Source organism: Kribbella sp. NBC_01484 (genome assembly GCF_036227145.1).
Taxonomy (GTDB): Bacteria; Actinomycetota; Actinomycetes; order Propionibacteriales; family Kribbellaceae; genus Kribbella.
This window is the reverse complement of the sequence record NZ_CP109437.1, coordinates 4,417,655-4,439,596: the sequence shown is the minus strand read 5'-3', so window position 1 is coordinate 4,439,596 and position 21,942 is coordinate 4,417,655. Positions and strand designations below refer to the sequence as shown.

General features: G+C 69.5%; 24 protein-coding genes. 13 read left to right on the top strand and 11 right to left on the bottom strand.

Annotation, left to right across the window (positions count from 1 at the left end; genetic code table 11):
- Window positions 1–113 precede the first annotated feature (113 nt).
- A complete protein-coding gene (locus OG555_RS21750; RefSeq protein ID WP_329474352.1) occupies window positions 114–1,022 on the top strand; it encodes an alpha/beta fold hydrolase in 909 nt (302 codons plus the stop codon).
- 9 nt (window positions 1,023–1,031) lie between these two features.
- Here the strand turns inward: OG555_RS21750 and OG555_RS21745 are convergent, their stop codons facing one another.
- Entirely contained in the window at window positions 1,032–1,724 is a 693-nt protein-coding gene (locus tag OG555_RS21745; RefSeq protein ID WP_329474351.1) for a TetR/AcrR family transcriptional regulator, read from the bottom strand.
- A gap of 130 nt (window positions 1,725–1,854) precedes the next feature.
- Between OG555_RS21745 and OG555_RS21740 the strand changes: the two genes are divergently transcribed.
- The 4 genes from OG555_RS21740 (at window position 1,855) to OG555_RS21725 (ending at window position 4,456) form a co-directional block, all read left to right on the top strand.
- Window positions 1,855–2,229, top strand: coding sequence for a YrdB family protein (locus OG555_RS21740; protein ID WP_329474350.1), 375 nt, complete (start codon window positions 1,855–1,857; stop codon window positions 2,227–2,229).
- Between the two features lie 165 nt (window positions 2,230–2,394).
- A complete protein-coding gene (locus OG555_RS21735) occupies window positions 2,395–2,667 on the top strand; it encodes a twin-arginine translocation signal domain-containing protein (RefSeq protein ID WP_329474349.1) in 273 nt (90 codons plus the stop codon).
- A 14-nt stretch (window positions 2,668–2,681) separates the two neighbouring features.
- A complete protein-coding gene (locus OG555_RS21730; protein WP_329474347.1) occupies window positions 2,682–4,061 on the top strand; it encodes a DUF4331 domain-containing protein in 1,380 nt (459 codons plus the stop codon).
- The gene (locus tag OG555_RS21725; protein WP_329474346.1) at window positions 4,058–4,456 is read left to right on the top strand and encodes a hypothetical protein; all 399 of its coding nucleotides are present in this window, start codon (window positions 4,058–4,060) and stop codon (window positions 4,454–4,456) included. The genes OG555_RS21730 and OG555_RS21725 overlap by 4 nt, the downstream gene beginning before the upstream one ends.
- A 12-nt stretch (window positions 4,457–4,468) precedes the next feature.
- Here OG555_RS21725 and OG555_RS21720 read toward each other — a convergent pair whose 3' ends face one another.
- Window positions 4,469–5,242, bottom strand: a complete 774-nt coding sequence (locus tag OG555_RS21720; RefSeq protein ID WP_329474345.1) for an SDR family oxidoreductase — start codon at window positions 5,240–5,242, stop codon at window positions 4,469–4,471.
- Window positions 5,243–5,388: 146 nt separating this feature from the next.
- On the opposite strand from OG555_RS21720, the gene OG555_RS21715 reads away from it, so the two are divergent.
- Both OG555_RS21715 and OG555_RS21710 read left to right on the top strand, forming a co-directional pair.
- Complete coding sequence (locus tag OG555_RS21715) at window positions 5,389–6,633, top strand: ATP-grasp domain-containing protein (protein WP_329474344.1); 1,245 nt, start codon at window positions 5,389–5,391, stop codon at window positions 6,631–6,633.
- Window positions 6,630–7,862 carry an MDR family MFS transporter gene (locus tag OG555_RS21710; RefSeq protein ID WP_329474343.1) on the top strand — a complete coding sequence of 411 codons (1,233 nt, stop codon included), beginning with the start codon at window positions 6,630–6,632 and terminating at the stop codon, window positions 7,860–7,862. Before OG555_RS21715 ends, OG555_RS21710 begins: the two co-directional genes overlap by 4 nt.
- Before the next feature lie 12 nt (window positions 7,863–7,874).
- Here OG555_RS21710 and OG555_RS21705 read toward each other — a convergent pair whose 3' ends face one another.
- From OG555_RS21705 to OG555_RS21695, 3 genes are all read right to left on the bottom strand, one after another.
- Entirely contained in the window at window positions 7,875–8,798 is a 924-nt protein-coding gene (locus tag OG555_RS21705) for an aminoglycoside phosphotransferase family protein (protein WP_329474342.1), read from the bottom strand.
- A gap of 65 nt (window positions 8,799–8,863) precedes the next feature.
- Complete coding sequence (locus tag OG555_RS21700) at window positions 8,864–9,637, bottom strand: CoA transferase subunit A (protein WP_442914437.1); 774 nt, start codon at window positions 9,635–9,637, stop codon at window positions 8,864–8,866.
- A 28-nt stretch (window positions 9,638–9,665) separates the two neighbouring features.
- Window positions 9,666–10,874: an acetyl-CoA C-acetyltransferase gene (locus tag OG555_RS21695; protein ID WP_329474341.1), complete on the bottom strand. Its 1,209-nt coding sequence runs from the start codon at window positions 10,872–10,874 to the stop codon at window positions 9,666–9,668.
- 71 nt (window positions 10,875–10,945) lie between these two features.
- On the opposite strand from OG555_RS21695, the gene OG555_RS21690 reads away from it, so the two are divergent.
- Window positions 10,946–11,839 (top strand): LysR substrate-binding domain-containing protein, encoded by an 894-nt coding sequence (locus OG555_RS21690; protein WP_329474340.1) that lies wholly within the window; start codon window positions 10,946–10,948, stop codon window positions 11,837–11,839.
- Window positions 11,840–11,849: 10 nt separating this feature from the next.
- Here the strand turns inward: OG555_RS21690 and OG555_RS21685 are convergent, their stop codons facing one another.
- The 4 genes from OG555_RS21685 to OG555_RS21670 all read right to left on the bottom strand — a co-directional run bounded on the left by OG555_RS21685 (window position 11,850) and on the right by OG555_RS21670 (window position 15,440).
- Window positions 11,850–13,157, bottom strand: a complete 1,308-nt coding sequence (locus OG555_RS21685; RefSeq protein ID WP_329484756.1) for a sensor histidine kinase — start codon at window positions 13,155–13,157, stop codon at window positions 11,850–11,852.
- Between the two features lie 2 nt (window positions 13,158–13,159).
- Complete coding sequence (locus tag OG555_RS21680; RefSeq protein WP_329484755.1) at window positions 13,160–13,849, bottom strand: response regulator transcription factor; 690 nt, start codon at window positions 13,847–13,849, stop codon at window positions 13,160–13,162.
- A gap of 16 nt (window positions 13,850–13,865) precedes the next feature.
- Window positions 13,866–14,477: a hypothetical protein gene (locus OG555_RS21675; protein WP_329484754.1), complete on the bottom strand. Its 612-nt coding sequence runs from the start codon at window positions 14,475–14,477 to the stop codon at window positions 13,866–13,868.
- A 141-nt stretch (window positions 14,478–14,618) separates the two neighbouring features.
- Window positions 14,619–15,440: a tryptophan 2,3-dioxygenase gene (locus tag OG555_RS21670; RefSeq protein WP_329484753.1), complete on the bottom strand. Its 822-nt coding sequence runs from the start codon at window positions 15,438–15,440 to the stop codon at window positions 14,619–14,621.
- A gap of 81 nt (window positions 15,441–15,521) precedes the next feature.
- Here OG555_RS21670 and OG555_RS21665 point away from each other — a divergent pair, with 81 nt between their 5' ends.
- On the top strand, window positions 15,522–15,983 hold the full coding sequence (locus OG555_RS21665) for a hypothetical protein (RefSeq protein ID WP_329484752.1): 462 nt from the start codon (window positions 15,522–15,524) through the stop codon (window positions 15,981–15,983).
- Window positions 15,984–16,051: 68 nt separating this feature from the next.
- Complete coding sequence (locus OG555_RS21660; protein ID WP_329484751.1) at window positions 16,052–17,515, top strand: glycoside hydrolase family 76 protein; 1,464 nt, start codon at window positions 16,052–16,054, stop codon at window positions 17,513–17,515.
- A gap of 7 nt (window positions 17,516–17,522) precedes the next feature.
- Here OG555_RS21660 and OG555_RS21655 read toward each other — a convergent pair whose 3' ends face one another.
- Window positions 17,523–19,340: a heparinase II/III domain-containing protein gene (locus tag OG555_RS21655; protein WP_329484750.1), complete on the bottom strand. Its 1,818-nt coding sequence runs from the start codon at window positions 19,338–19,340 to the stop codon at window positions 17,523–17,525.
- Between the two features lie 117 nt (window positions 19,341–19,457).
- Here OG555_RS21655 and OG555_RS21650 point away from each other — a divergent pair, with 117 nt between their 5' ends.
- The gene (locus tag OG555_RS21650; RefSeq protein ID WP_329484749.1) at window positions 19,458–19,943 is read left to right on the top strand and encodes a DUF2505 domain-containing protein; all 486 of its coding nucleotides are present in this window, start codon (window positions 19,458–19,460) and stop codon (window positions 19,941–19,943) included.
- 86 nt (window positions 19,944–20,029) lie between these two features.
- Window positions 20,030–20,227 carry a hypothetical protein gene (locus OG555_RS21645; protein ID WP_329484748.1) on the top strand — a complete coding sequence of 66 codons (198 nt, stop codon included), beginning with the start codon at window positions 20,030–20,032 and terminating at the stop codon, window positions 20,225–20,227.
- Window position 20,228: 1 nt separating this feature from the next.
- Here OG555_RS21645 and OG555_RS21640 read toward each other — a convergent pair whose 3' ends face one another.
- A complete protein-coding gene (locus tag OG555_RS21640; RefSeq protein WP_329484747.1) occupies window positions 20,229–21,095 on the bottom strand; it encodes an alpha/beta fold hydrolase in 867 nt (288 codons plus the stop codon).
- 173 nt (window positions 21,096–21,268) lie between these two features.
- Here OG555_RS21640 and OG555_RS21635 point away from each other — a divergent pair, with 173 nt between their 5' ends.
- A complete protein-coding gene (locus tag OG555_RS21635; RefSeq protein ID WP_329484746.1) occupies window positions 21,269–21,901 on the top strand; it encodes a TetR/AcrR family transcriptional regulator in 633 nt (210 codons plus the stop codon).
- The last annotated feature ends 41 nt before the right edge of the window (window positions 21,902–21,942 follow it).

Sequence of the window (21,942 nt, the reverse complement as noted above, 5' to 3'; positions counted from 1 at the left end):
CTGCCCTGACACCACTCCGCCGCCAGCCTGACACGACCTGGCCACCGGCCCGGCTGGGTGTCAGTGAGAGGCTGATGGAACTGGGCAGCAGTCGATCGACGAGGAGGACCTCGATGGATCCGAGCGGTGTGAACAAGTCGGGAACCGTCTCGACACCGGTCCTGGACATCGCCTACGACGCAGCAGGGCCGGCAGACGGTCCGACCGCCGTACTCCTCCATGGCTTCCCCTACGACGTGCGTTGCTACGACGAGGTGGCCTCAGTCCTCGCCGATGCGGGGATGCGCGTTGTGACCCCGTACCTCCGGGGATTCGGGCCAACCCGGTATCGGAGCGCCGACATCTTGCGCTCTGGTCAGCAGGGTGCGCTCGGCCAGGATCTGCTCGACCTGCTCGACGCACTCGAGATCGAACGCGCCGTCGTGGGCGGCTTCGACTGGGGCGGCCGGGCGGCCTGCATCGCGGCGGCCGTGGCGCCCGAGCGGGTCACCGGCCTGGTCACAGTGGGCGGGTACAACATCCAGGACATCGCCCGGTCCGCCGAGCCGGCGCCGCCGGAAGCCGAGAGCGCTGCCTGGTACACCCACTACTTCCTCACCGAACGCGGACGTGCCGGACTGGAGCGCTACACCGACGAGCTCTGCGGGCTGTTGTGGCGACAGTGGTCGCCGACCTGGGCAGACTGTGCCGCCGCCTTTGCTGCGACCTCGCCCAGCTTGCACAATCCCGACTTCGTCAGCACCGTGATCCACTCCTACCAGCACCGTCGCGGCGCGGCCGCCGGCGACCCCCGCTACGACGACCTCGAGAAACTGCTGGCGACCACGCCCGCCATCACCGTGCCGACCATCGCGCTCGACGCCCTCGCCGACGGCCTCGGCGCCGACGACTCGAGTGTCGACGAGCCGCTGTTCATCGGTGGTTTCGATCGGCGCGAACTGCCAGGCATCGGCCACAACCCGCCGCAGGAGGCTCCGGAAGCGTTCGCCCGCGCAGTCCTGGACGTCGCCGCATTTGAATGAGCAGCTTGGTCAGGCTGGGTCGGGGAGGCCGAGTACGGCGCCGAGGCGGGCTAGCTGGTGATCGAGGTGGCCGGCGAACTGGGTGACGGTGTTGGTGAACTGGCCGAACAGTTCGAGGCTCACCAGGCCACACAGCGAGGAGAACGCCAGTAGACCGCGGGCGAGCACCTCTGGGGCCAGCTCGCCGGGCAGGCCTGGGCGCAGCCGGTCCAGTTCGCGGTGGAGTGCGGCTGTCATCGGGGGATCCTCGGGCCTCGGCTTGATCTTTGCGTCGGCGAGCAGACGGAGTATCAGGAGGGGTACGCGGCTTCCGGCGGCTGTGGTCCGCTCCGGGGGCGCGTGATAGCCGGGGACCGGGCTGCCGTAGAGCAAGGCCCATTCGGCTGGGTTCGCGACCGCCCAGCGGCGTACCGAACGGCCGATGGCCAGCCAGCGGCGACCCAGGTCGTCGCGGCGGCAGCGGGACTCCGCCGCCTCCACGGCGTCGCCGAACGCGTTGTACGACTCCTCGATCAGCAATGTCAGCAGCTCGTCCCGGCTCGGCACGTAGCGGTAGATCGCCGACGAGACCAGGCCGAGCTCGCGAGCGATCGCCCGCAGGGACAGGGCGGCGGCGCCCTCCCTGGCGAGCTGCTGGTGCGCGATCCGGAGGATGTCGGCCATCGTCTGCCGGTGCTGGCGCTGCCGCGTGGTCTCCGTCATCGCCTCATTGTCGTCGCGGCCGAGAGCGGTGGCAACTTTCGAGAGCAGTGCTCTTGCTTTCCGAGCAGGAATGACCCACACTGGACATAAGAGAGAGCACTGCTCTCGGAAATGTGAGGAGCGTACGGCGATGCACGAGATCTGGCGCTGGAGCAACCTCGGCGTGGCTTTCGGGATGGAGCTTGCCGGCCTCGGCATCTTCGCCTGGTGGGGCTGGCGCACCGGCGACCACCTCGCGCTGCGGGTGTTGCTGGCGATCGGCCTGCCGGTGACCGCGGCGATCGTGTGGGGCCTGTTCGCCGCACCGACTGCGGACTACGGCAGCCCGGTGGTGACGACCATCGTCAAGATCGCGTTCTTCGGCCTGGCCGGTCTGGCGCTGTGGAGCCTCGACCACCGGGTCGTGGCCGCCGCCTTCGTCCTCACGGTCGCCGCGAACCTCCTGATCATCCACGCCGGCAACCTCAGCCCCGACACCCCGGCGGCGGTCTCCACCACCCGCTGACCGGACAGCACCAACACAAACGATCGCTTCACGAACCCTGACCTTCGGACGGTCAGGGTTCGTGGCGATTGCCTTCTCCTCCAGGCCTATCCAGGCGGCGGACCGCGTCGAAGGACACTCGACGGCCGGTGGACGCCGGTGGTCACTGGACAAGGAGGAACAGTCATGAGTGACGCCACACGCCGCGGATTCCTGGTGTTCGCGGGCGCTGGAACCGCGGCCGCGGTCGGTGCGGTCGCAGCACCGAAGATCTTCGGTGAGCATTCCGCAGATGCCGCGAAGCCGCTGCAGCCGGCCGACCTGGCCAGCGCCGAGTCGTTCGTCGTCCACGTCAAGAACGTGAAGAAAGGGCAGCTGGCGATCCTGGTCGGCCAGCGCGAGGTCCTGATCACCGATCGCGAGCTGGCCGCGCGCCTGGCCGGCAAGACCACAGCCTGAGGAAGGAATCTGTCATGTCTTCGCACCGCGAAGCGCCGGAGATCTCGAAGGATCCGGTCGCCGACAACACCGACGTGTACGCGTTCGTGTCCCCGGACAAACCGGACACGGTCACGATCATCGCCAACTTCATCCCGTTCCAGCTCCCGTACGGCGGCCCGAACTTCTACGAGTTCGGCGACGACGTGCTCTACCAGCTGCACATCTCCAACAGCGGCACCGGCCGCGCCGACATCAGCTACCAGTTCCGCTTCCAGGCCAAGATCCGGAACAAGAAGACGTTCCTGTACAACACCGGCCCGATCACCTCGCTCACGGACCCGAACTGGAACCGTCCGCAGTTCTACTCGGTCACCCGCGTCGAGAACGGCCAGGCCCGGATCCTCGCGCGTGACCTGGCCGCTCCCCCGGTCAACGTCGGAGTCCGCAGTACGCCGAACTACGCCAAGCTGGCGCGGTCGGCGATCCACACCATCGGCCGCAATCGCCAGGTGTTCGCCGGGCAGCGCGCCGACGGGTTCTTCGCCGACCTGGGCAGCATCTTCGACCTCGGCACGCTGCGGCCGTTCCAGATGGCCCACCTGATCCCGTCCGCGGCCGCGATGGGCGTCAACGGGCTGCAGGGATCCAACGTGCACACGATCGCGCTCCAGGTCCCGATCAGCGACCTGACCCGCGACGGCAAGACTCCTAAGGACGTGCTGGATCCGAAGTCCGTCATCGGCGTCTACGCCAGCGCGAGCCGCCAGGAGTCCCGGATCCTCGACGACCTGGGTGGCGCCCCGATCTGGCACGGCCCCTTCAGGCAGGTCTCCCGGCTGGGCAACCCACTGTTCAACGAGGTCATCGTGCCGATGGCGGAGAAGGACCGGTGGAACAGCCGCGCGCCCAAGGACGACAAGGCCTTTGCCCAGTACGTCACCAAGCCGGAGCTCGCGGGACTGCTGCCGGTGCTCTACCCGGGTGTGTTCCCGCGGCTGGCGGCGTACAAGAAGGCGCGGGCCGATCTGGCCGCGATCCTGCTGACCGGTATTCCGAAGGGCGTCGTACCCGGCTTCCAGAACTTCACCGGCACGGTCCAAGCCGACATGCTGCGGCTGAACGTCGCCGTACCGCCGGCGAAGAAGCCGAATCCGCTCGGCCTGGTCGCAGGCGACGCCGCCGGCTTCCCGAACGGGCGTCGGGTCTTCGACGACGTCGTCACCGTCGAACTCCGCGCGATCGCCGGCCTCACGATTCCGCTGGTCGATCCCGGCTTCAAGCCCGACGACGCGGCCGGGGCGATCAAGGACGGCACGTCGAACACGAACTCCGACTACCTCAACTGGTTCCCGTACCTCGGTACTCCGGCCGGCGGCTACTCGTCCAAGCCGGGCCTGCCCGCAGTGTCATGACCAGGCCACTGACGAACGCCGAGGAGAATCCCCACGCCGGCAAGGGTTCCTCGGTCCTGCTCGATATCGGCGACGGCGTCGGCGCGATCGTCGTCACCACCCCTGCCGACCTGGACGACGCCGAGATCGAACGCCGCCCGGCCGGGGATCCACCACCCGCACACGAAGACGAAGAGCGCACCCACGGACACGGGCGCGCGCACGGGGGCCATCGTCTTCCGCACGTGGCGGTGGTTCCCCGGTCATCCCCCGACGGACAACTCGTCCATTCGGCAGTCTTCGCCGACGTCCCCACGGGCCGTTACGACCTCTACGTCCTGCCGGACGGACCCGTCCGCCTCACCGTCGACGTACTCGGCGGCCAGGTCACCGAGGCAACCTGGCCCGTCCGGTAACGAACGCACGCCTCAGATGGTGGGTGTCAGACCGCCGTCGATGATGATGTCGGCGCCGATGAGATTGCCGGCGCGATCGCTGGCCAGGAACACCACCACGTCGGCGACCTCCTCGGGCCGCGTGAACCGACCCGAGGGGGACGCGGCCGCCGCCTGAGCCGCGACGTCGCCCGGGTGGGCACCAACCGCACCGCCGACGGTCTCCGCGACGCCTCCCGTGCCCAGCCACAGATCCGTCGCCACCGGGCCGGGGCTGACCGTGTTCACGCGGACGCCGCGTGGCGCGAGCTCCTTGGACAACGACTTGAAGAAGCTCAGCGAGGCGGCCTTCGCAGCGCTGTAGTCGATCACCAGAGGATCCGGAAGCGTCGCGTTCACCGAGCACACGGTGACGATGGCGCCCGCCCGCTCGACCAGGACGGGTACTGCGGCCCGGGTCGTCCGGACCGCTGACAGCAGGTCGAGAGTCAGCGTCTCTAGCCAGTCCGCATCGGTCACCGAGGTGACTCCGGCCGGCCGTGGCCGAACCGCGCCGACGTTGTTCACCAGGATGTCGAAACCGCCCACCCGCGAGATCGCCTCGTCCACGAGACGTCCCGGGCCCTCCGTCGTACTCAGGTCGACGGCAACGGCCTCGACCGGTAACGCGCCGAGCTCTCCGTCGACGGTCCGGGCAGCCGCGACGACTTTGGCGCCCTCGGCCAGGAGAGCACGTGTCGTCGCCAATCCGATGCCCTTGCTCGCACCTGTGACGAGTGCCGTCTTACCACTCAAGTGAAGATCCATGTCCCCACCATGCGCCATGAGCCGTTCCCCGGACTCCCTAGGGACCTGCTGACGAGCGCGGATAGGGAGGACTTCCGATGTGTGGGCCTACCTCAGACCAGCAGATTCGGGGCATCGGCAGGTAGACCCGTAGCGGAAGGAAGTAGATGGTCAGCACCGGACGGCCTCGCGTTCTGCTTGTTGGCGGCAAGCTCGCACAACTGCGAAAGGCTCGGGAGCTCGGACTGGAGGTGGTTCTCGTCCAGTTTCCGGACGCGTTCGAGCATTCGCCGTACGTCGATCAGGCGCTACTACTCGATTACGGCGACATCGACCGGCTCCTGCCGCTGGTCCGCGCGTTGCACGAGGCGTGCCCGTTCCAGGCGGCCGTGTCGCTGTTCGAACTCGGACTGCTGCCGGCGGCGCGGATCAACGAGGCCCTCGGCCTCGGCGGCGAGTCCGTCGCCACCGTGGAACTCCTGCTGGACAAGTGGCGGATGCGCCGGCACCTGGCCGCGAGGGGCATCAGCCCGGTGGCCTCGGCGGTCGGCCGGTCCGGGCGGGACGTTCGGGAGTTCGTCGACGCGCACGGGCTCCCGATCATCGTCAAGCCGATCCGCGAATCGGGCAGCCTCGGAGTGTTCCGCGTCCGCGACCGGGCCGACGTGGACGTGGTCGCCGAACGGTACCGATCCCTTGACGACGGGCACTGGGTCATCGGGGACCTGTCCGACGCCGAATCCTTCGACGAGTTCCTCATGGAGGAGTTCCTGGACGGCGCGGAGATCAGCGTCGAAACCCTGTCCTTCGACGGCCGGCACGTGGTCGTCGCGGTGACGGACAAGGAGGTCGGCGGCTCTGGTTTCGTCGAGATCGGGCACTCGCAGCCCAGCGCCTGCTCGGCCGATACGCTGCGCGAGGTCACCCGGTTGGTGACGGAGTTCCTCGACGCGGTGGGACTGCGCAACGGCCCCGGGCACACCGAGGTCAAGCTGACCTCGCGCGGCCCACGGATCGTCGAGTCGCACAACCGCATCGGCGGCGACCGGATCAACGACCTGGCCGAGATCGCCTACGGCGTCGACATGGAGCGCTACGCGCTGGGCGCCGGATTCGGCCTCGTGGAGCCACTGACCACGTCGCCCGAGCCTCGAGGTGGGGCGGCCGTCCGGTTCCTCACGCCGGAGCCCGGACGGGTGGTGGAGGTGACCGGCGTCGACGCCGTACGCGCGGACCCGGCGTTCGTCGACCTGCAGTTGAAGGTGGGGCCGGGTGACGTAGTACCGCCGCTGACCTGGAACGAGGACAAGGTCGGTCACGTCGTCGCCCGCGGTGCAACCGCCACCGAAGCGATCGCCCATGGCAGGCGGCTGGCCGCGGCGATCCACGTGCGCACCGAGCCCATCGCGTGAGCACCGCGCCGCCGGACCGGTCGGACGTCGGCGAGCCGCGATTCCGCGACGCGCTGCGCGGCCTGCCCGGCCGGGTGTGGATCATCAGCCTCGGCATCCTCGTCAACCGGGTCGGCAACTTCCTGCCCGTGTTCATCGTGCTTTACCTGACCGAGCGCGGCTATTCCGCCGGCGCCGCGGGGTTGGTGCTGGGCGTGTCCGGTCTGGGCAACGTGCTCGGCAACGCCGTCGGTGGTTACCTCGCCGACCGGATCGGCCGGCGGTGGACCATCGTGCTGTCCGCCGTACCCACCGCCGGGCTGACGGCGATCGTGCCGTCCCTCGGACCACTATCGGCCATCGTCGCGGTGGTCGGTCTCATCGGCGTGACGTCGCAGATCTACCGGCCGGCCGCGGCCGCGGTGCTGCTCGACTCCGTCTCGACCAACCAGCAACGGCTCGCCGCCTTCGCGGTGTTCCGATTCGCGATGAACATCGGCGCTGCCCTGGGCGGCGTCATCGGCGGTGTGCTGGCCAGCACCTCCTATGCAGAACTCTTCCTGGGTAATGCCGCCGCATGCCTGCTGTTCGGCGTGGTCGTGGCGGTGCTGCTGCGGGATGCGCCCCACCCGCTGTCCGACCAGGACGATGCGGAAGAACAGGCGGACCAGACGGTGGGGTACCGGCAGGCGCTCGCCGATCGCGCCCTGGTGCGATTCCTGGTGATGACCCTGGTCGGCGAGTTCGTCTACATCCAGTCCACCGTCGGCCTGCCCCTGCACGTCAGCGACGTCGGTCTGAGCGCGCGCGACTTCGGTCTCCTCATCGGGCTCAACGGTCTGGTGGTGCTGGTGCTGGAGCTGCCCACCACCGGCGTGGTCTCCCGGTACCGGCCGGAGTACGTACTTGCCATCGGCAACCTGCTGATCGGTGCCGGTCTCGCGCTGACCGGATTCATGAACGGCATGGTCCTGCTGTCGGCGACGGTGCTGATCTGGACGCTCGGCGAGATGATGTCCAGCTCCGTCGCGGCCGCCTACCTGGGAAGTCTGGCTCCGCCTCGGATGGCGGGGCGCTACCAGGGCCTGTACGGCGTCGCGTACACGATCGGCACGGGCGCCGGACCGCTCATCGGCGGCGCCGTGTACGCGATCGGCCCCTGGGCGCTGTGGGTCCTGGTCGGTTCTGCCGGGCTGCTCGCCGCGCAGCTTTGTCTGCCACGTCGTACGGCGACCGAACCGGCATCATGACCTAAACGTGGGTCACTGCTCCGCAGCGAAGTCGGCGAGGATCTCGGCGATGAAGGGCTGGGCATCGCGCACCCTGGCGGGATCGCGGGTCCGGTAGTAAGGGATCGCGATCATGACCAGGGACAGGACCCAGCCGCGGGCTCTGGCCCAGGTGTCGTGGTCGACATCCATCGCGTCCCGGAACGCCTGTCGTGAGTCGCCCTCGAACAAGTACCACGCCGCGAAGAGATCACCCGCTGGGTCGGCAGCCCGCGCCGTACCGAAGTCGATGACCGCGGACAGCTTGCCGTCGGCAACCAGTACGTTGCCCGGCATGAGGTCGCCGTGGATCCACCTGGGTGGACCGTCGTAGGTGTCCGCGGCCAGCGACGCCTCCCACGCGGAAAGCACGAGTCCGGTATCGAACTCGTGCTTTCCGCGCAACTCCTCCAGCGCCTCGCGGAAGAGCGTGTCCCGCGGCGCCAGCGGCGTACCCCGGCTGAACGGATCGTCCGGCGGAACCGGAGCCCCGGTCGTGTCGACCGTCTGCAGACAGTGAACGAACTCGGCGAGCTCACGCGCCGCGGTCATCGGGTCGGGGAGCTGATCCAACTGGAAGGGCTCGCCCTCCAGCCACCGGTACACGCCCCAGCTGAAGGGATAGCCCGCACCGGGCACACCGAGCGCCAGCGGCTCGGGCACCGCCAGGGGAAGGTGCGGGGACAGCCGCGGCATCCAGGTCAGGTCCTTCTCCACCTGACCCTGCGTCGACTCGGTACGAGGCAGCCGGACAGCCAGGTCAGCACCCACCCGGAACGTCACGTTGTCCGTGCCCGACGATGCGACGACCTGAACCGGAGCACCGGCCCACTGCGGGAACTGCTCGGCCAGCAGGCGCGCCACCAACGACGCGTCGATGTCCACCTCGTCGTCATGCAGCTTCGCGACCTCGGACACGACACGGAGTCTCACACCCACCTGACCGACGGTCAATCAAGTTAAATCGCGAAGCTCAGGGCAGGTCAGGCCTTGGACCGCGGTCGGGTCGTGCGCTTCTCGATGCTCTTGCGCGCGGCCTGTTCCGGCGTGAGCGGTACGACGCGTTGGACGAAGACACCGGGCAGGTGGATCGCGTCGGGGTCGAGTACGCCGACGTCGACGACCTGCTCGGCTTCGACGATCGTCAGCCGGCCGGCCATCGCCGCCACCGGGTTGAAGTTGCGCGCGGCCGCGTGGAACACGCAGTTGCCGGCCCGGTCGGCGACCGCGGCCCGGACCAGCGCGACATCGGTGACGATCGCCTCCTCGAGGACCATCTCGCGACCGCCGATCGTCCGGACCTCCTTGGCCGGCGACGCCACAGCCACGGTCCCGTCGGCGCCGTAGCGCCAGGGCAGTCCACCCTCGGCGACGACCGTGCCGACGCCGGTCGGGGTGAAGAACGCGCCGATGCCCGCCCCGCCCGCCCGCAGCCGCTCGGCCAGGGTGCCCTGCGGTGTCAGCTCGACGTGCAGTTCCCCGGCCAGGTACTGACGGGCGAACTCCTTGTTCTCCCCGACGTACGACGCGATCACGCGGCTGATCCGGCCTCGTTCCAGCAGCAGGCCGAGGCCGGCGCCGTCGACCCCGCAGTTGTTCGACACCACGGTCAGATCACCGGCGCCCTGGTCGAGCAGCGCCTCGATCAGGAACCACGGGATGCCGGCCAGCCCGAAGCCCCCGACCGCCAGGCTGGTCCCGTCGGCGATGTCGGCCACAGCGTCGGCGGGTGTCGCGACGACCTTGTCCACACTCATACGTTCTCCTGAAAGTGAGCGATCGCGGTCATCGGACTGCTTCGAAGACCGCGGCGATGCCCTGGCCGCCGCCGATGCAAAGGGTCTCCAGGGCGTAGCGGCCGCCGCGCCGGTGCAGGTCGTGGGCCAGCGTGGCCAGGATGCGCGCGCCGGTCGCACCGAGTGGATGACCGAGCGAGATGCCGGAACCGTTCGGGTTGAGGCGCTCGTCGTCCGGATCGACCTTCCACTCGCGCAGGCAGGCGAGGACCTGGGCAGCGAAGGCCTCGTTGAGTTCGATCAGGTCGAGGTCGTCGAGGGTGAGGCCGGCTCGGTCGAGGGCCGCGGCGGTGGCGGGGACGGGTCCGATGCCCATCACCTCGGGGCCGACACCGGCGACCGCCCACGAGCGAAGTGCGAGCAGCGGGCGGAGACCGCGGCGCTCGGCTTCGTCGCGCGTCGTGACCACGCAGACGGCGGCGCCGTCGTTCTGACCGCTCGAGTTGCCGGCCGTGACGGTCGCCTGATCGTCGATGGCCAGGCGGACCGGCCGCAGCGCCGCGAGCCCCTCGAGCGTGGTGTCGGGGCGGGGGTGCTCGTCAACGGCCACAAGTGTGGTGGCGCCACGCCGTCCGGGCACCTCCAGCGGGACGAGTTCGCCGGTGAACCTGCCGTTCGCCTGAGCAGCAACAGCTCGCTGGTGAGATCGCAGGGCGAATTCGTCCTGCTCCGCGCGCGAGATGCCGTACCGGCGCCGGACGTTCTCCGCCGTCTCGACCATCCCGCCCGGGACCGGATGATGCTTCCCACCTGCGGTCTCCCGGGCACGGACCAGGCGGTCCATCAGTTCGACGCCACCGCGAACACCCGTCCGCAGCCCGAGCGCGTAGTGCTCGACCTGCGACATGGATTCGGTGCCTCCGGCAACAACCAGCCTCGCCGCACCGGTCGCGACCATGCCGGCCGCGTCCAGCACCGCCTGCAGACCGGAGCCGCATCGGCGATCGACCTGGCGACCGGGCACCGAGATCCCCAGTCCCGAGTCGAGCGCGGCGATCCGTCCGATCGCCGGCGCTTCCCCGTTCGGATAGCACTGCCCCAGGACGACGTCGTCGACATCACCTTCGCGCAGACCGGTTCGCCGTACCAGTTCGGTGAGCGCGGCGGTGGCCAGGTCGGCCGCGGACAGCGCGGACAGCGCGCCGCCGAAGCGTCCCACCGGAGTACGGATCGGCTCACAGATCACCACGTCGCTCATGCCTTCGACGGTAGGCCGGTATGACCGATATGGAGAAATACTCATTTGCGCTCGATCGAGACTCTGCAAGTATGAATAACGTGGAGCTGCGTCATCTGCGGTACTTCGTCGCCGTCGCCGAGGAGCGGCACTTCGGCCGTGCGGCGGCCCGTCTGCACATGGCCCAGCCGCCGTTGTCCCAGCAGATCCGCCAACTGGAGTCCGAGCTCGGCCTGCAGCTCCTCCGCCGTACGACGCGACGCGTCGAGCTGACCGCCGCCGGTGAGGCCTATCTGATCCGGGCCCGGCAGATCATCGCGGCGGTCTCGTCGGCCGCGGGCGAGGCGCAGCGGGTGGCGGCCGGACTACAGGGGCGATTGGTGATCGGGTGCGTCGGCTCGGCGACGTACAGCCTGCTTCCGCAGCTCGTCCGAACGTTGCGCGACGAACTGCCCGACGTCGAGGTCTCGGTCCAGGGCGAGATGCTCGCGCCAGATCAGGTCGGCGCGCTGCTCGACGGGCGGATCGATCTCGGACTGCTGCGTCCACCCGTCGACGAGGATTCGCTGCGGCTCGAGGTCCTGCGCGCGGATCGGCTCATCGTCGCACTCCCCGACGGGCATCGGCTGGCCGCGCGGGCACGCCTGCGGTTGAAGGAGCTGGCCGGCGAGGACTTCGTGATCCATGCCGGCGGTGGGCGGTCGGTGATGCACGACACCGTGGTCGCGCGCTGCCGGGAGGCGGGGTTCGAGCCACGGGTGCGGCACGAGGTCGCGGAGACGTCGACGCTGGTCACGTTCGTGGCGGCCGGGCTCGGGATCGCCGTGGTGCCCGCGCCCGTGGCGGAACTGATGGTGCCCGGGGTGACGTATCGCCCGCTCGTCGGCAAGGCCACCGTCGACCTGGCCGCCGCGACCCGGGCCGACGACGAAGCGCCACACCTCCAGCGAGCGCTCGCGGTCGTGACCGCGCAGACACGGCCGTAGGAGACACGCCTTAGGGCGTGGCGAGGGTCAGCACGACCTCGTTGCGGTGGATGGTGAGGTCACCGCCGGCGGCTTCGGCGCAGCGGCGGGCGATGTCGAGGCCGAGGCCGGTGGAGCCGCGGTCGCTGCGGCCGCGCTCCCCCGCGCCGAGCGGGATGCCTGGGCCCTTGTCCGCGACGACGATCCGTACGCCGTTCTGTTCGCGAGTGAGCGTGATCCGGGCCGGGGTGCCGTCGGGCGTGTGGGCGACGACGTTCTCGACCAGCGCGTCGAGTGCGGCGGCGAGATCCTCGGCCGACGAGCGGACCATCGCGGGTGGGGTCGGGAGGTCGAGGGAGAGCTCCCGGCCCTGGTCCTCGAAGAGGGGTTCCCAGAAGGCAGCGCGGCTGCGGGTGACCTCGACGGCGTCGCAGTGCGGGACCCGCCCCTCACGCTGCGGTCGGCGGGCCGCGCTGATCACCGCGGTGAGCGTGCGTTCCAGGCTGGTCACCTGGGTGTTGAGTTCCTCGGCGCTCTCCCGGTCCGGCAAGGCCTCGACCTGCAGCCGGAGCGCGGTCAACGGCGTACGGAGTCGATGGGACAGGTCGGCGACGGCTTCGCGTTCGACCGCGATCACCTCGTCGATGCGGTCGGCGAGACGATTGAGTGCGGCGCCGACCTTCGCCACCTCGGCCGGACCGGTCGTCGGGGCGCGGGCCTCCATGTCCCCCTTGGCCAGGCGTTCCGCCGTACCGGCCGTCTCCTCCAAGGGGCGGGCCAGCCGGCGGGAGACGAGTTCGGCGCCGACGATGCTGAGCAGCAGGACGAGCAGGCTGACACCGATCAGGATCAGCACCCGTGGGACGAGGCCGGCGTACAGCTCGTCGGCGGTCAGGAAGAGACAGACCGACGCCGGGCCGGCCGGGGTGCCGACGGCGACGTCGACCGCCATCCCGCCACCGACCTCGCGGTAGTCGGCGTCGCCGACCGTCGGCGGTCCCCTCCGGCCGTCGTCATCGCCGTCGTTGTAGCCGGCGGGCAGCGGCTTCGGCGCCGGGACCCCGCCGGGTGGGGGTTTGCCGAGCGTCGTGCCGTCCGGCAGCCGGACCGAGATCGTCCCCGGGCCGTTGTTGGTCAGGCCGTCGATGTACGCCGTGATGTCGTCGGCCGTGTGGTTCGCGTCGCCGACGTAGTACGCGGCAGCCTCAGCCCGGTACCGCGCCTGGTCCTTAGCCTCGTTAGCCGTCGAAGTACGCAACAGGATGATCAGCGGTACGGCGAACGCCAGCACGACCAGCGTGGTCATGCCGACCGAGAGCAACAGGATCCGGCGGCGCATCGTCAGCCACCCTCGGGCGCCGCGAGCTTGATCCCGACTCCGCGGACGCTGTACAGGAACCGCGGCTCGGCCGCCGTCTCCCCGAGCTTCCGCCGCAACCAGGACAGATGGACGTCGACCGTCCGGTCGCCGCCGCCCCACGGCAGACCCCAGACCTCGGCGAGCAGTTCGCGCTTGGTGACCACCGCACCCGGACGGCGGGAGAGCGCGAGCAGGAGGTCGAACTCCTTGCGGGTCAGATCGACCGGGCGCCCGTCGACGGTGACCTCACGGCTGCGTGGGTCGATCCGGAGCGCGCCGAGGTCGACCATCGACTCGCCCTGCTGGTCCGGTCCGAGGCGGCGCAGGACCGCGCGGATCCGGGCGTCGATCTGGGCCGAGCTGAACGGTTTGATCACGTAGTCGTCGGCGCCGGCATCGAGCAGCTTGACCACGCTGGCGTCGTCGTCGCGGGCCGTTGCCACGATCACCGGTACGTCGCTGACCGACCGGACCATGGCCAGCACGTCCCGGCCGTCCAGGTCGGGCAGACCGAGATCGAGCAGCAGCACCTCCGGCCGCTCCCGCGCGACCAGCGCAACGCCGTCGGCACCGGCGGCCACGGCCGTGACGACATGCCCGGCCGCCGTCAGGGACTTGCCCAGCGACGTCCGGATCGCGTCGTCGTCCTCGACCAGCAACACCCGTGCCATGTCGTTGAGAGTAGCTTCAGCCTGGTCGCGGGGCCTTCAAACCCGTACTGCGGAGCTCGAGATCGGCGAGCTGCGCGATCACCGTGGTGTCGCCCTCCCGCCAGGCGGCGACGGGGTCGTCGGAGATCTTCGCGAGCTTGTGCATGGGCTGATTGGCCATCGCCCGCAGCGCGAACAGGTCCAGGTCAGCGGCATTGTCGATGAACTTCTGGGCCGCGGTGGCGCGGCGGGAGAAGCGGATCCGGTGCGGCAGCCAGATCAGCAGCGCGAACAGCACGGGCAGCGCGATCGTCACCCCGGCCAACACGTACGCCAGCTGTTCGACCGCATGCGCCTCATCGCGCCCGGCCTGCGCCAGCTTCCCCGCAGCCCCGGCCGCTCCGTCGATGGGCGATCTCAACTGGTCGCCGACCGCCGGGACCTTGCCGATCGGTTCGGACAGCTTCCGCAGGTCTCCGGCCAGGCCGTCCCCTGCCTCGGCCGCCTTCCGCCCCGGCGCGCCCAACGCGTCCGTGATCCGGTACACCAGCAGTCCGAGTTCCACACACACCCAGACCCAGACAACCAGCATCAGGTCGCCCAGGAACTGCCCGAACCGCTGTGTTCCCACGTCGGAGTAGAGCTTCACACCACGTCCCTTCGCCGAGCCACCCGGTGCCCGCGACCGTGCGTCGTGACACTAGCGCCCAGCCTGGCCGGTCACGATCTTTGGGGAAAGAAACTGCCGCCAGGTGCAAGTTTCTTACCCCAAACCGCGCGGGTGCGGCAGTCAGAGGGTGGTGCGGAGGTCCCAGAGGAGGGGGTAGTAGCGGAGGTCGAGGCGGCTGCGGAGGTAGCCGGCGCCGGACGAGCCGCCGGTGCCCGGCTTGGTGCCGATCATCCGCTCGACCATGACGACGTGGCGGGCCCGCCAGGCGGCGGCGAGCTCGTCGTGCTGGAGCAGCGCCTCGGCGAGCTCCCAGATGGCGGCGTAGTGGCCGCGGTCGCCGGCGACCTTGCGGAGAGCGTCGCGAGTGGCGTCCTCGGTGTCGGTGTCGAAGCCGGCCTTCTGCAGTACGACGAGGAACGCGTCCCAGAGGGTCGGGTCCTCCAGGCGCCGGCCGAGGCGTTCCTTCTCGGTCTCGGTCAGCCCGCGGAACCGCCGTACGAAGGACGGGTCCTTGGCGCCGGAGAGGAACTCGATCTCGCGGAACTGCACCGACTGGAACCCGCTCGCCGGCGACAGCCGGTGCCGGAACTCGCCGAAGTCCTGCGGCGTCATGGTCTCGAGGATGTCGACCTGCTGGGTCAGCACGCGTTCGATCGTGTGCACCCGGCGGAGCAGGTGCTCGGCCAGCCAGAGCTCACCGGACAGCATCGCGTCCCGAGAGGCGGTCAGCTCGTGCAGGACCTGCTTGAACCACAGCTCGTACACCTGGTGAATCGTGATGAACAGCAGTTCGTCGTGGGCCGGCGGATCCGACTCCAGCCGCTGCTGATCGAGCAGCTCGGCCAGCCGCAGATAACTGCCGTACGTCAGCCGCCCGCCGGCCTCACCGAAGTGGACGTCGACCCCGTCCCACCGCCCCGCAACCCCGTCCTCTGTGCTCATGGGCCCGAGAGTAACCGACGCGTTCGTGACCGGTCAGGGATTCGTTCGTTGGACCTGGGATACGCCGATACAAGGAGTTGCATGTCCGCCACGGTCCGAACCCGGCTTGTCCCGGGACCTGTCCAGGGGCCCACGCGTGAAGAACCGCGGCTCGAGGCACTGCTGCTCGACGACTATTCGTCCCTGGTTCACCTGGCGTATCTCGTTCTCCCGCCGTCGGTCAGCCGGCAGCGGCGGGTGACCGCGGCCCACACCGTCGTGCAGTGCGCGCTGCCGCCGGGCGTGACTCTGCCGACCGGCGATCCGCGGGAGTTCATGCGGCATCGCGTCGTCCAGGAGGCGACGAGGCAAGCGTCACAGCGTAGTGCGTTGGCACGGCTGAGCGGGGTCCTCGCGCGTGTGGACGAGCTGGGCTTCGAGCCGTGCGCCAGGCACGTCGACCACACCGCGATCCGGCGCCGCACCCAGTGCGGCCGGCGGGTGGCGATCGCCTTCACTGTGCTGCTCACCCTCGGGATCCTGCTGGGCTTGCTGACGTCTTGACGCCGCGGTGAGCGCCCACCTACCTTCGGTGACACCGCTCTCTTCCTACCGCCCCAGGGAGATCCGTGATGGTCGTTGGAATCGTTTCCAGCCTCAGCCTGCTCACCTCGCCCCTCGGCGCACCACCTCCGGCCCCGGCCCCTGAGACCCCGGCGGTGAACATGTCCACCCAGGCAACGATCTGCAACAAGTACTGCGACGCCCGCGACCCCGCGCTCTCCCCCGGCGACCGGGCGCCCGTGTCGGCGACGCTGTTCGGCCGGACCGTCTCGCTGCACTTCGACGACGCGGACGCGATGGGCTGGGCCTCGATCGAGAACGGCAATCCCGGCGACGAGGTGTGGCTGGACCGCTCGATGGACGGCGGCCGCACCTGGACCGACGGCAGCCGCCTCGGCAACACCGCGATCCCCGCCGGGCAAAGCGGTTGGCGCACACTGATGTACAACGTCGACGACTGGAACAACCTCGGCGTCGGCGCCCTGCGCGCCTGCGGCAAGGCCCGCGACCGCCCCGACATCGCCTGTACGCCGTGGGCGCGGACCACGTGGAACGCCTGGGATCGCCGTACGGCGGCGGCCACCGCGCAGATGCAGTACTACAACCGCTCGACCGGGCTCTTCGACACCACCGGCTGGTGGAACTCGGCCAACGCGTTGAACGCGGTGATCGACAACATCCGGGTCAGCGGGATGGACAGCTACAAGTACGCGATCGCCCGGACCTACGACCTCAACCTCAACGCCGCGGAAGGCCAGTTCCGCAACGACTACCTCGACGACACCGGCTGGTGGGGTCTCGCCTGGGTCGCGGCGTACGACGTGACCGGGGAAGCGCGTTACCTGCAGACTGCTCGGGCCGACGCCGACCACATGGCGGCGTACTGGGACAACACCTGTGGAGGCGGCGTGTGGTGGAGTGAGGCGAAGACGTACAAGAACGCGATCTCCAACTCGCTCTACATCCAGCTCAGCGCGGCGCTGCACAGCCGGATCCCCGGCGACTCGACCTATCTCCAGCGGGCGCAGGCCGGCTGGACCTGGTTCCAGCAGACCGGGATGATCAACGGCTCCCAGCTCGTCAACGACGGGATCGACCTGTCCACCTGCAAGAACAACGGCGACACCGCATGGACCTACAACCAGGGTGTGCTGATCGGCGCGCTTACTGAGTTGGCCAAGGCAACGAACAACACGGCGTACCTGACCAGCGCCCGGCAGCTCGCCGACGCCGCGACCACCGCGCCGTCACTGCACACCGCCGACGGGATCCTGCGCGAGCCCTGCGAGTCGGGTGACTGCGGCGGCGACGGGCCGTCCTTCAAGGGCGCCCACGTGCGCGGCCTCGGCAAGCTCAACGCGGCGCTGTCCGATCACCCGTACACGGCCTACCTCCAGCGGCAGGCCGACCGCGCCTTCGCCGCCGACCGTACGCCGATGGACCAGTACGGACTGCGGTGGTACGGCCCGGTCGACAAGCTCGACGCCGCCCGGCAACAGTCCGCGCTCGACCTGCTCAACGCGGCCCCGTGAGGTCGCGTCAGTCACGAGCACTCGTCACGGTCAGCTCGAAGGAGTTGCGGTCGGGCGTGATGACGAGGCGATGCACGATCGAGCCCCAGACACCTTCCAGGAGCTGGTCTTCCACCGCTCGTCTCTCCAGCCGTGCGGCGCCGGCGTCCCACCTGAGCTGGACGTGCCCGCCGGTGAGGGTCTGGATCCGGAGCCGGCCGGGCGCGTGATCGAGCGGCGTACCGGCGATGACGAAGTGCTGCTCGGCCGAGCCGTCCCACTCGTCGGCGATCCTGATTGCCCCCGCCTCCAAACTGGCCACCCGGCGGTAGCGCAACACCTTCGGATAGGCGTGCGACAGGTCGAGTGCCAGCGAGTTCTCTTGCGCCTCAACCTCGGTGGCGCGGTACTGCGCGCCAGGGAGCTGCTCCTGGCCGTCGATCAACGGGACGTTGTGCCAGTCGCTCCGGACGACCCAGTGCTCGTAGCGGCGGTCGGAGAAGGACAGCGCGGTGTACGTCGGCTGGCCGAGGTCGATCAGCACCGGGGTGCCGTCGAGGGCCGCGATGAACGAGCCGACGTCGTTGTGGTTGTGGTTCTCGTTGTTGTGGCCGCCCTTGATCGCGAGGGTCAGGCCGTTCGACGTGCCGGCCGTTTCGCGGACGACCAGGACCTGCAGCTCGGCGAGATAGGTCGAGCGTGGCAGCGGCAGATCGGCCTTGGCACTGGCCCACCAGGCATCGTCGGTGAACCCGATCAGCGCTCGGCCGAGGCCGGCGACCGGCGCGATCGACTGGTCGCGATGCGCGGCGGCCTGGGCCAGCACGCCGGCGTCATCGTGATGGCGGCCCCAGCGGTGCAGGAGGTGCCAGGGCTGGTTCGGGTCCGGGCGGGCGGAGCCGTCGGCGACGTTGACGTACCAGCCGTTGCCCAGCGCCATCCGTTGCGGATAACGGGCCAGTTCGGCGAGCGGCGTACAACTCCACGGTGCGAAGGCGCCGTTGGTGATGGTGTCGAGGAGGTCGAGGGCTTGGGCCAGGCGGGCGGGACCGTTCCACCAGTAGGCGTAGCCCTCGTCGCAACCGCCGTCGGCCGGGAGTGAGTTCAGATATCTGTCGAGGCCGTCGATGACGAGGTCGGCGACCTCGAGCTGAGCCTCGGGGTCGTCCTCGAGGAAGAGCGTGGCGGCGAGGACATGGCCGTGGACCCACGGGTTCCAGTTGCTCAGGTGACCGGTCAGGCCGAGCCAGTGCCAGCGGCGATCGGTGCGGAACGGCTGGATGACGCGACGACGGACCTCCGCGCGAAGGCGCCGCCGCAGTCCCGGCACGCGGTCGTCGAGCGCCGGCCCGAGCACGAGGTCGGCCCAGGCCAGGATCTCCGCAGTCTCCGCGGCACCCAGATCCAGGTACGGCTGGTCGGGATCGCCCAGCACCTCGTGTCTCTCGGTCGCGAAGGACTCGTGCGCTGCCCAGCACCAGGTGGTCTGCTCACACAGCAAGAGCAACCCGTCGGCGGCCTGATCGACGTACGCCTGGTCAGCGGTCAGCGCGGCGGCCACCACGGCGGTCGACGTACGACGCCGTAGCTCGCCGGCCGGGGTCTCGTAAGGAGTCCGGGCACCGTCACGCCAGAAGCGGGCGTAGTCGGACAGCAAGGTCTGGGGCCAGGGCCGGGCGCGGTCGGCGTCCGCCTCGGCCAGGATCGCCTTCACCGCGGCGGGGTCACGGGTCCCCCACGTCCCGCGGGCCGTCAGGTCCGGTACACCGGCCCGCTCGCGTGCCGAAGCGACCGCCTCGGCACGACCCTCCACCCCAACCGCCATCCACCGCTCGGCGAGCCCCATCGGTCCTCACTCCGTCCGGCAATCGCTTGCCCAGGCACCGTAGCAGGGGAGCCCGCACCGGCGAACGAGTGCGGCGGAGGGGTCCGGTGACCGAGCGGCAATGCCATGATGTGCGGCATGGAGCTGAAGCTGTCGGCGTCGTACGACGCCACCCCCGAGGAAGTGTTCGCGATCGTCACGGACGCCACCTTCCGCGAGCAGGCCTGCGAGAAGACCAAGGCGCTGTCGTACGACGTGCAGGTGACCGAGTCCGGCGGCGACACGATCGTCCGGGTCAGCCGGGAGATGCCGGCCAACGACGTCCCGGACATCGCGCGCAAGTTCGTCGGCCAGACGCTGACCATGGTCCAGACCGAGACCTGGCACGCGGCCGCCGCGGACGGATCCCGGCGGGCCGACGTGGTCGGCGAGATCAGCAACACCCCGGTGACCCTGAAGGGCACCGCGAGCATCAGCGGCGACGGCCAGGCGGTCCAGGCGATCGACCTGGACGTGAAGGTCGCGGTCCCGCTGATCGGCAAGAAGATGGAGCCGTTCGTCGTCGACGCGATCCGCTCCGGCCTGCAGAAGGAGCACGAGCTCGCCCGCGACTGGACGCACTGACCCGGCCGGGCCGAGTGTCGCTACCGTGACGGGCCCGGCTCCGGTGGCAACCTGAACGGAAGAGTTGCTCCGGAGGTGAGCCCGTCATGCGGAAGAAGCGCCAGCGCGTGGAGCCCATGGGTGAGGATTCGCAGTACTGCGTGTTCTGTGCGGCGGTGATGCCGTTCGAGCGGATCGAAGCCGGGGATCACCTGGTCGACGAGCCGGATGAATGGATCTGCGTGAAATGCGGATCCGCGCTGCTCGTCGACCCTCCGCTGCAGGAGCTCGACCGCACCGCCTGACTTACAGCGGCGGGCCGAAGGCGCACAGCACGCGGTTCGCGTGCGCCGGGTCGAGCGCGCTGGCGACCAACTGAGCGACGGTCGGGTCGAAGGCGAGACCGACGTGGCCGACCGGGTCGAGTGGGCAGGTGTCCTGGACGTACTGGTTCGTGACGCCGGGCTCGCGGATGAAGGATGTTTCGTGCGGTGTCACCAGGGCGTCGAAGCGGGACGCGATCACCGTGTACTTCACGCCGGGCTGGGCGATCGGGCCGGCGGTCAGCTTCTGTACAGCCGCGCCGCCGACGAGGAGTTCGTCGCAGGCCGGGCAGCCGAACTGCTGCAGGACCTGGTCGACCAGCGGGCCGAGTCCGAGGTAGTCACCCACGCTCACCAGGCCGGCGAACGTCGTACCGTGCGTCGGTGGCGCGAGGGCGATCACCTTGCCCACTTGACCGGCGTACCCGCGGATCTTGGGGCCGTACAGGCTCTGGAAGGCGCCTTCGGAGTGCCCGACGATGTCGACCCTGGCCGCGCCGGTCGCCTGCCGGACGCGCTGGACGAAGGCCTGGATCTCCGCTGACGACTGCGCGATCGAGACCGTGCCGCCGACCGGGATCGCGGGCGTGGCCTGCCCGTAGGTGAGGGTGAAGGCGCAGTAGCCCTTCGCGGCCAGGAACGGGCCGAGGTACGAGTAGTTGCCCGGGCCGTTGCCGCCCAGCCCGTGCAGGAGGACGAGCGGGTCGGGATGCGCGGCTGACGGCTTGCAGGACCAGTCGTCGAAGCCCGATGACGGCGCGGCGACGGCGGTCCCCGCAGTGGTTGCCGAGGCCGTCAGCAGGACAGCGGCGATCAGGCCGGCCGCGGCCCGGCGCAGGCGGATTTTCATGTGCAGCTCCCCGTTGAAGACACCCGCCGCCGAAGACGGCGCCCTGTCATTGTATCGTTCAGTGACAGTGAGATCACGGACAGTTGAACATGGATGCCTGGTTACAAACAAGAGGTCGTGTTCGAAACAGCTTGCTCCGGTTATGAATCCGCCACAGGGGTAACGTCCAGCGCATGAGTAGGACCATACGGGGACTGGACGCCGAGCAACGCCGGGCGGAACGACGCGAGCAACTGCTGGACGCGGCGCTCAAACTGTTCGCCGCCAACGGCTATCTCGGCACATCGATCGAGCAGATCTGCACCACGGCGTACATCGGGACGAAGAGCTTCTACGAGCTGTTCTCCAGCCGGGAGGAGTGTTACCTCGCCCTGCTGCGGCGGACCTCGGCGCGCCTGGAGGAGCAGGTGGCCGACGCCGCGGCGCAGGCGACCGGCAACGAACGGCAGGAGGCGCCGCGGCTGCTCGCGACCTTCGTGCACGCGCTGGTCGACGACCCGCGCGTCACCAGGGTCACCTTCGGCATGGCCTCTGGGATCTCGGAGACCGTCGAGCGTGAACGCCGGACCAACCGCCGCTGGGCGGCCGGCTTCCTGGTGCAGCTCTGGGACCGGTACGACGGCCCGCCACCCGAGGAGCAGCGAGCCGTCCGGCACAGTGCCGCGATCGGCCTGGTCGGCGGGATGTTCGACCTGATCTCGGACTGGCTGCAGGACGCCGACCTCACCAACCAGAACCAGGTCGAGGCCCTGCTGGACGACCTCACGACCTTCTACATCACCGTCCGCCGGGGCCTGGCGACCTAGGCCGTCGCCGCCTCAAGCCCTGGTCCCCCACCACCGTCTTT

What these genes read in the sequence shown, in the direction of transcription:
- OG555_RS21690 (WP_329474340.1), top strand. Translation starts at nt 10,946, where the DNA reads ATGAATAACGTGGAGCTGCGTCATCTGCGGTACTTCGTCGCCGTCGCC.
- OG555_RS21685 (WP_329484756.1), bottom strand. Translation starts at nt 13,157, where the DNA reads ATGCGCCGCCGGATCCTGTTGCTCTCGGTCGGCATGACCACGCTGGTC.
- OG555_RS21635 (WP_329484746.1), top strand. Translation starts at nt 21,269, where the DNA reads ATGAGTAGGACCATACGGGGACTGGACGCCGAGCAACGCCGGGCGGAA.
- OG555_RS21725 (WP_329474346.1), top strand. Translation starts at nt 4,058, where the DNA reads ATGACCAGGCCACTGACGAACGCCGAGGAGAATCCCCACGCCGGCAAG.
- OG555_RS21700 (WP_442914437.1), bottom strand. Translation starts at nt 9,637, where the DNA reads ATGAGTGTGGACAAGGTCGTCGCGACACCCGCCGACGCTGTGGCCGAC.
- OG555_RS21655 (WP_329484750.1), bottom strand. Translation starts at nt 19,340, where the DNA reads ATGGGGCTCGCCGAGCGGTGGATGGCGGTTGGGGTGGAGGGTCGTGCC.
- OG555_RS21745 (WP_329474351.1), bottom strand. Translation starts at nt 1,724, where the DNA reads ATGACGGAGACCACGCGGCAGCGCCAGCACCGGCAGACGATGGCCGAC.
- OG555_RS21715 (WP_329474344.1), top strand. Translation starts at nt 5,389, where the DNA reads ATGGTCAGCACCGGACGGCCTCGCGTTCTGCTTGTTGGCGGCAAGCTC.
- OG555_RS21695 (WP_329474341.1), bottom strand. Translation starts at nt 10,874, where the DNA reads ATGAGCGACGTGGTGATCTGTGAGCCGATCCGTACTCCGGTGGGACGC.
- OG555_RS21730 (WP_329474347.1), top strand. Translation starts at nt 2,682, where the DNA reads ATGTCTTCGCACCGCGAAGCGCCGGAGATCTCGAAGGATCCGGTCGCC.
- OG555_RS21740 (WP_329474350.1), top strand. Translation starts at nt 1,855, where the DNA reads ATGCACGAGATCTGGCGCTGGAGCAACCTCGGCGTGGCTTTCGGGATG.
- OG555_RS21680 (WP_329484755.1), bottom strand. Translation starts at nt 13,849, where the DNA reads ATGGCACGGGTGTTGCTGGTCGAGGACGACGACGCGATCCGGACGTCG.
- OG555_RS21660 (WP_329484751.1), top strand. Translation starts at nt 16,052, where the DNA reads ATGGTCGTTGGAATCGTTTCCAGCCTCAGCCTGCTCACCTCGCCCCTC.
- OG555_RS21750 (WP_329474352.1), top strand. Translation starts at nt 114, where the DNA reads ATGGATCCGAGCGGTGTGAACAAGTCGGGAACCGTCTCGACACCGGTC.
- OG555_RS21735 (WP_329474349.1), top strand. Translation starts at nt 2,395, where the DNA reads ATGAGTGACGCCACACGCCGCGGATTCCTGGTGTTCGCGGGCGCTGGA.
- OG555_RS21720 (WP_329474345.1), bottom strand. Translation starts at nt 5,242, where the DNA reads ATGGATCTTCACTTGAGTGGTAAGACGGCACTCGTCACAGGTGCGAGC.
- OG555_RS21640 (WP_329484747.1), bottom strand. Translation starts at nt 21,095, where the DNA reads ATGAAAATCCGCCTGCGCCGGGCCGCGGCCGGCCTGATCGCCGCTGTC.
- OG555_RS21645 (WP_329484748.1), top strand. Translation starts at nt 20,030, where the DNA reads ATGCGGAAGAAGCGCCAGCGCGTGGAGCCCATGGGTGAGGATTCGCAG.
- OG555_RS21665 (WP_329484752.1), top strand. Translation starts at nt 15,522, where the DNA reads ATGTCCGCCACGGTCCGAACCCGGCTTGTCCCGGGACCTGTCCAGGGG.
- OG555_RS21650 (WP_329484749.1), top strand. Translation starts at nt 19,458, where the DNA reads ATGGAGCTGAAGCTGTCGGCGTCGTACGACGCCACCCCCGAGGAAGTG.
- OG555_RS21670 (WP_329484753.1), bottom strand. Translation starts at nt 15,440, where the DNA reads ATGAGCACAGAGGACGGGGTTGCGGGGCGGTGGGACGGGGTCGACGTC.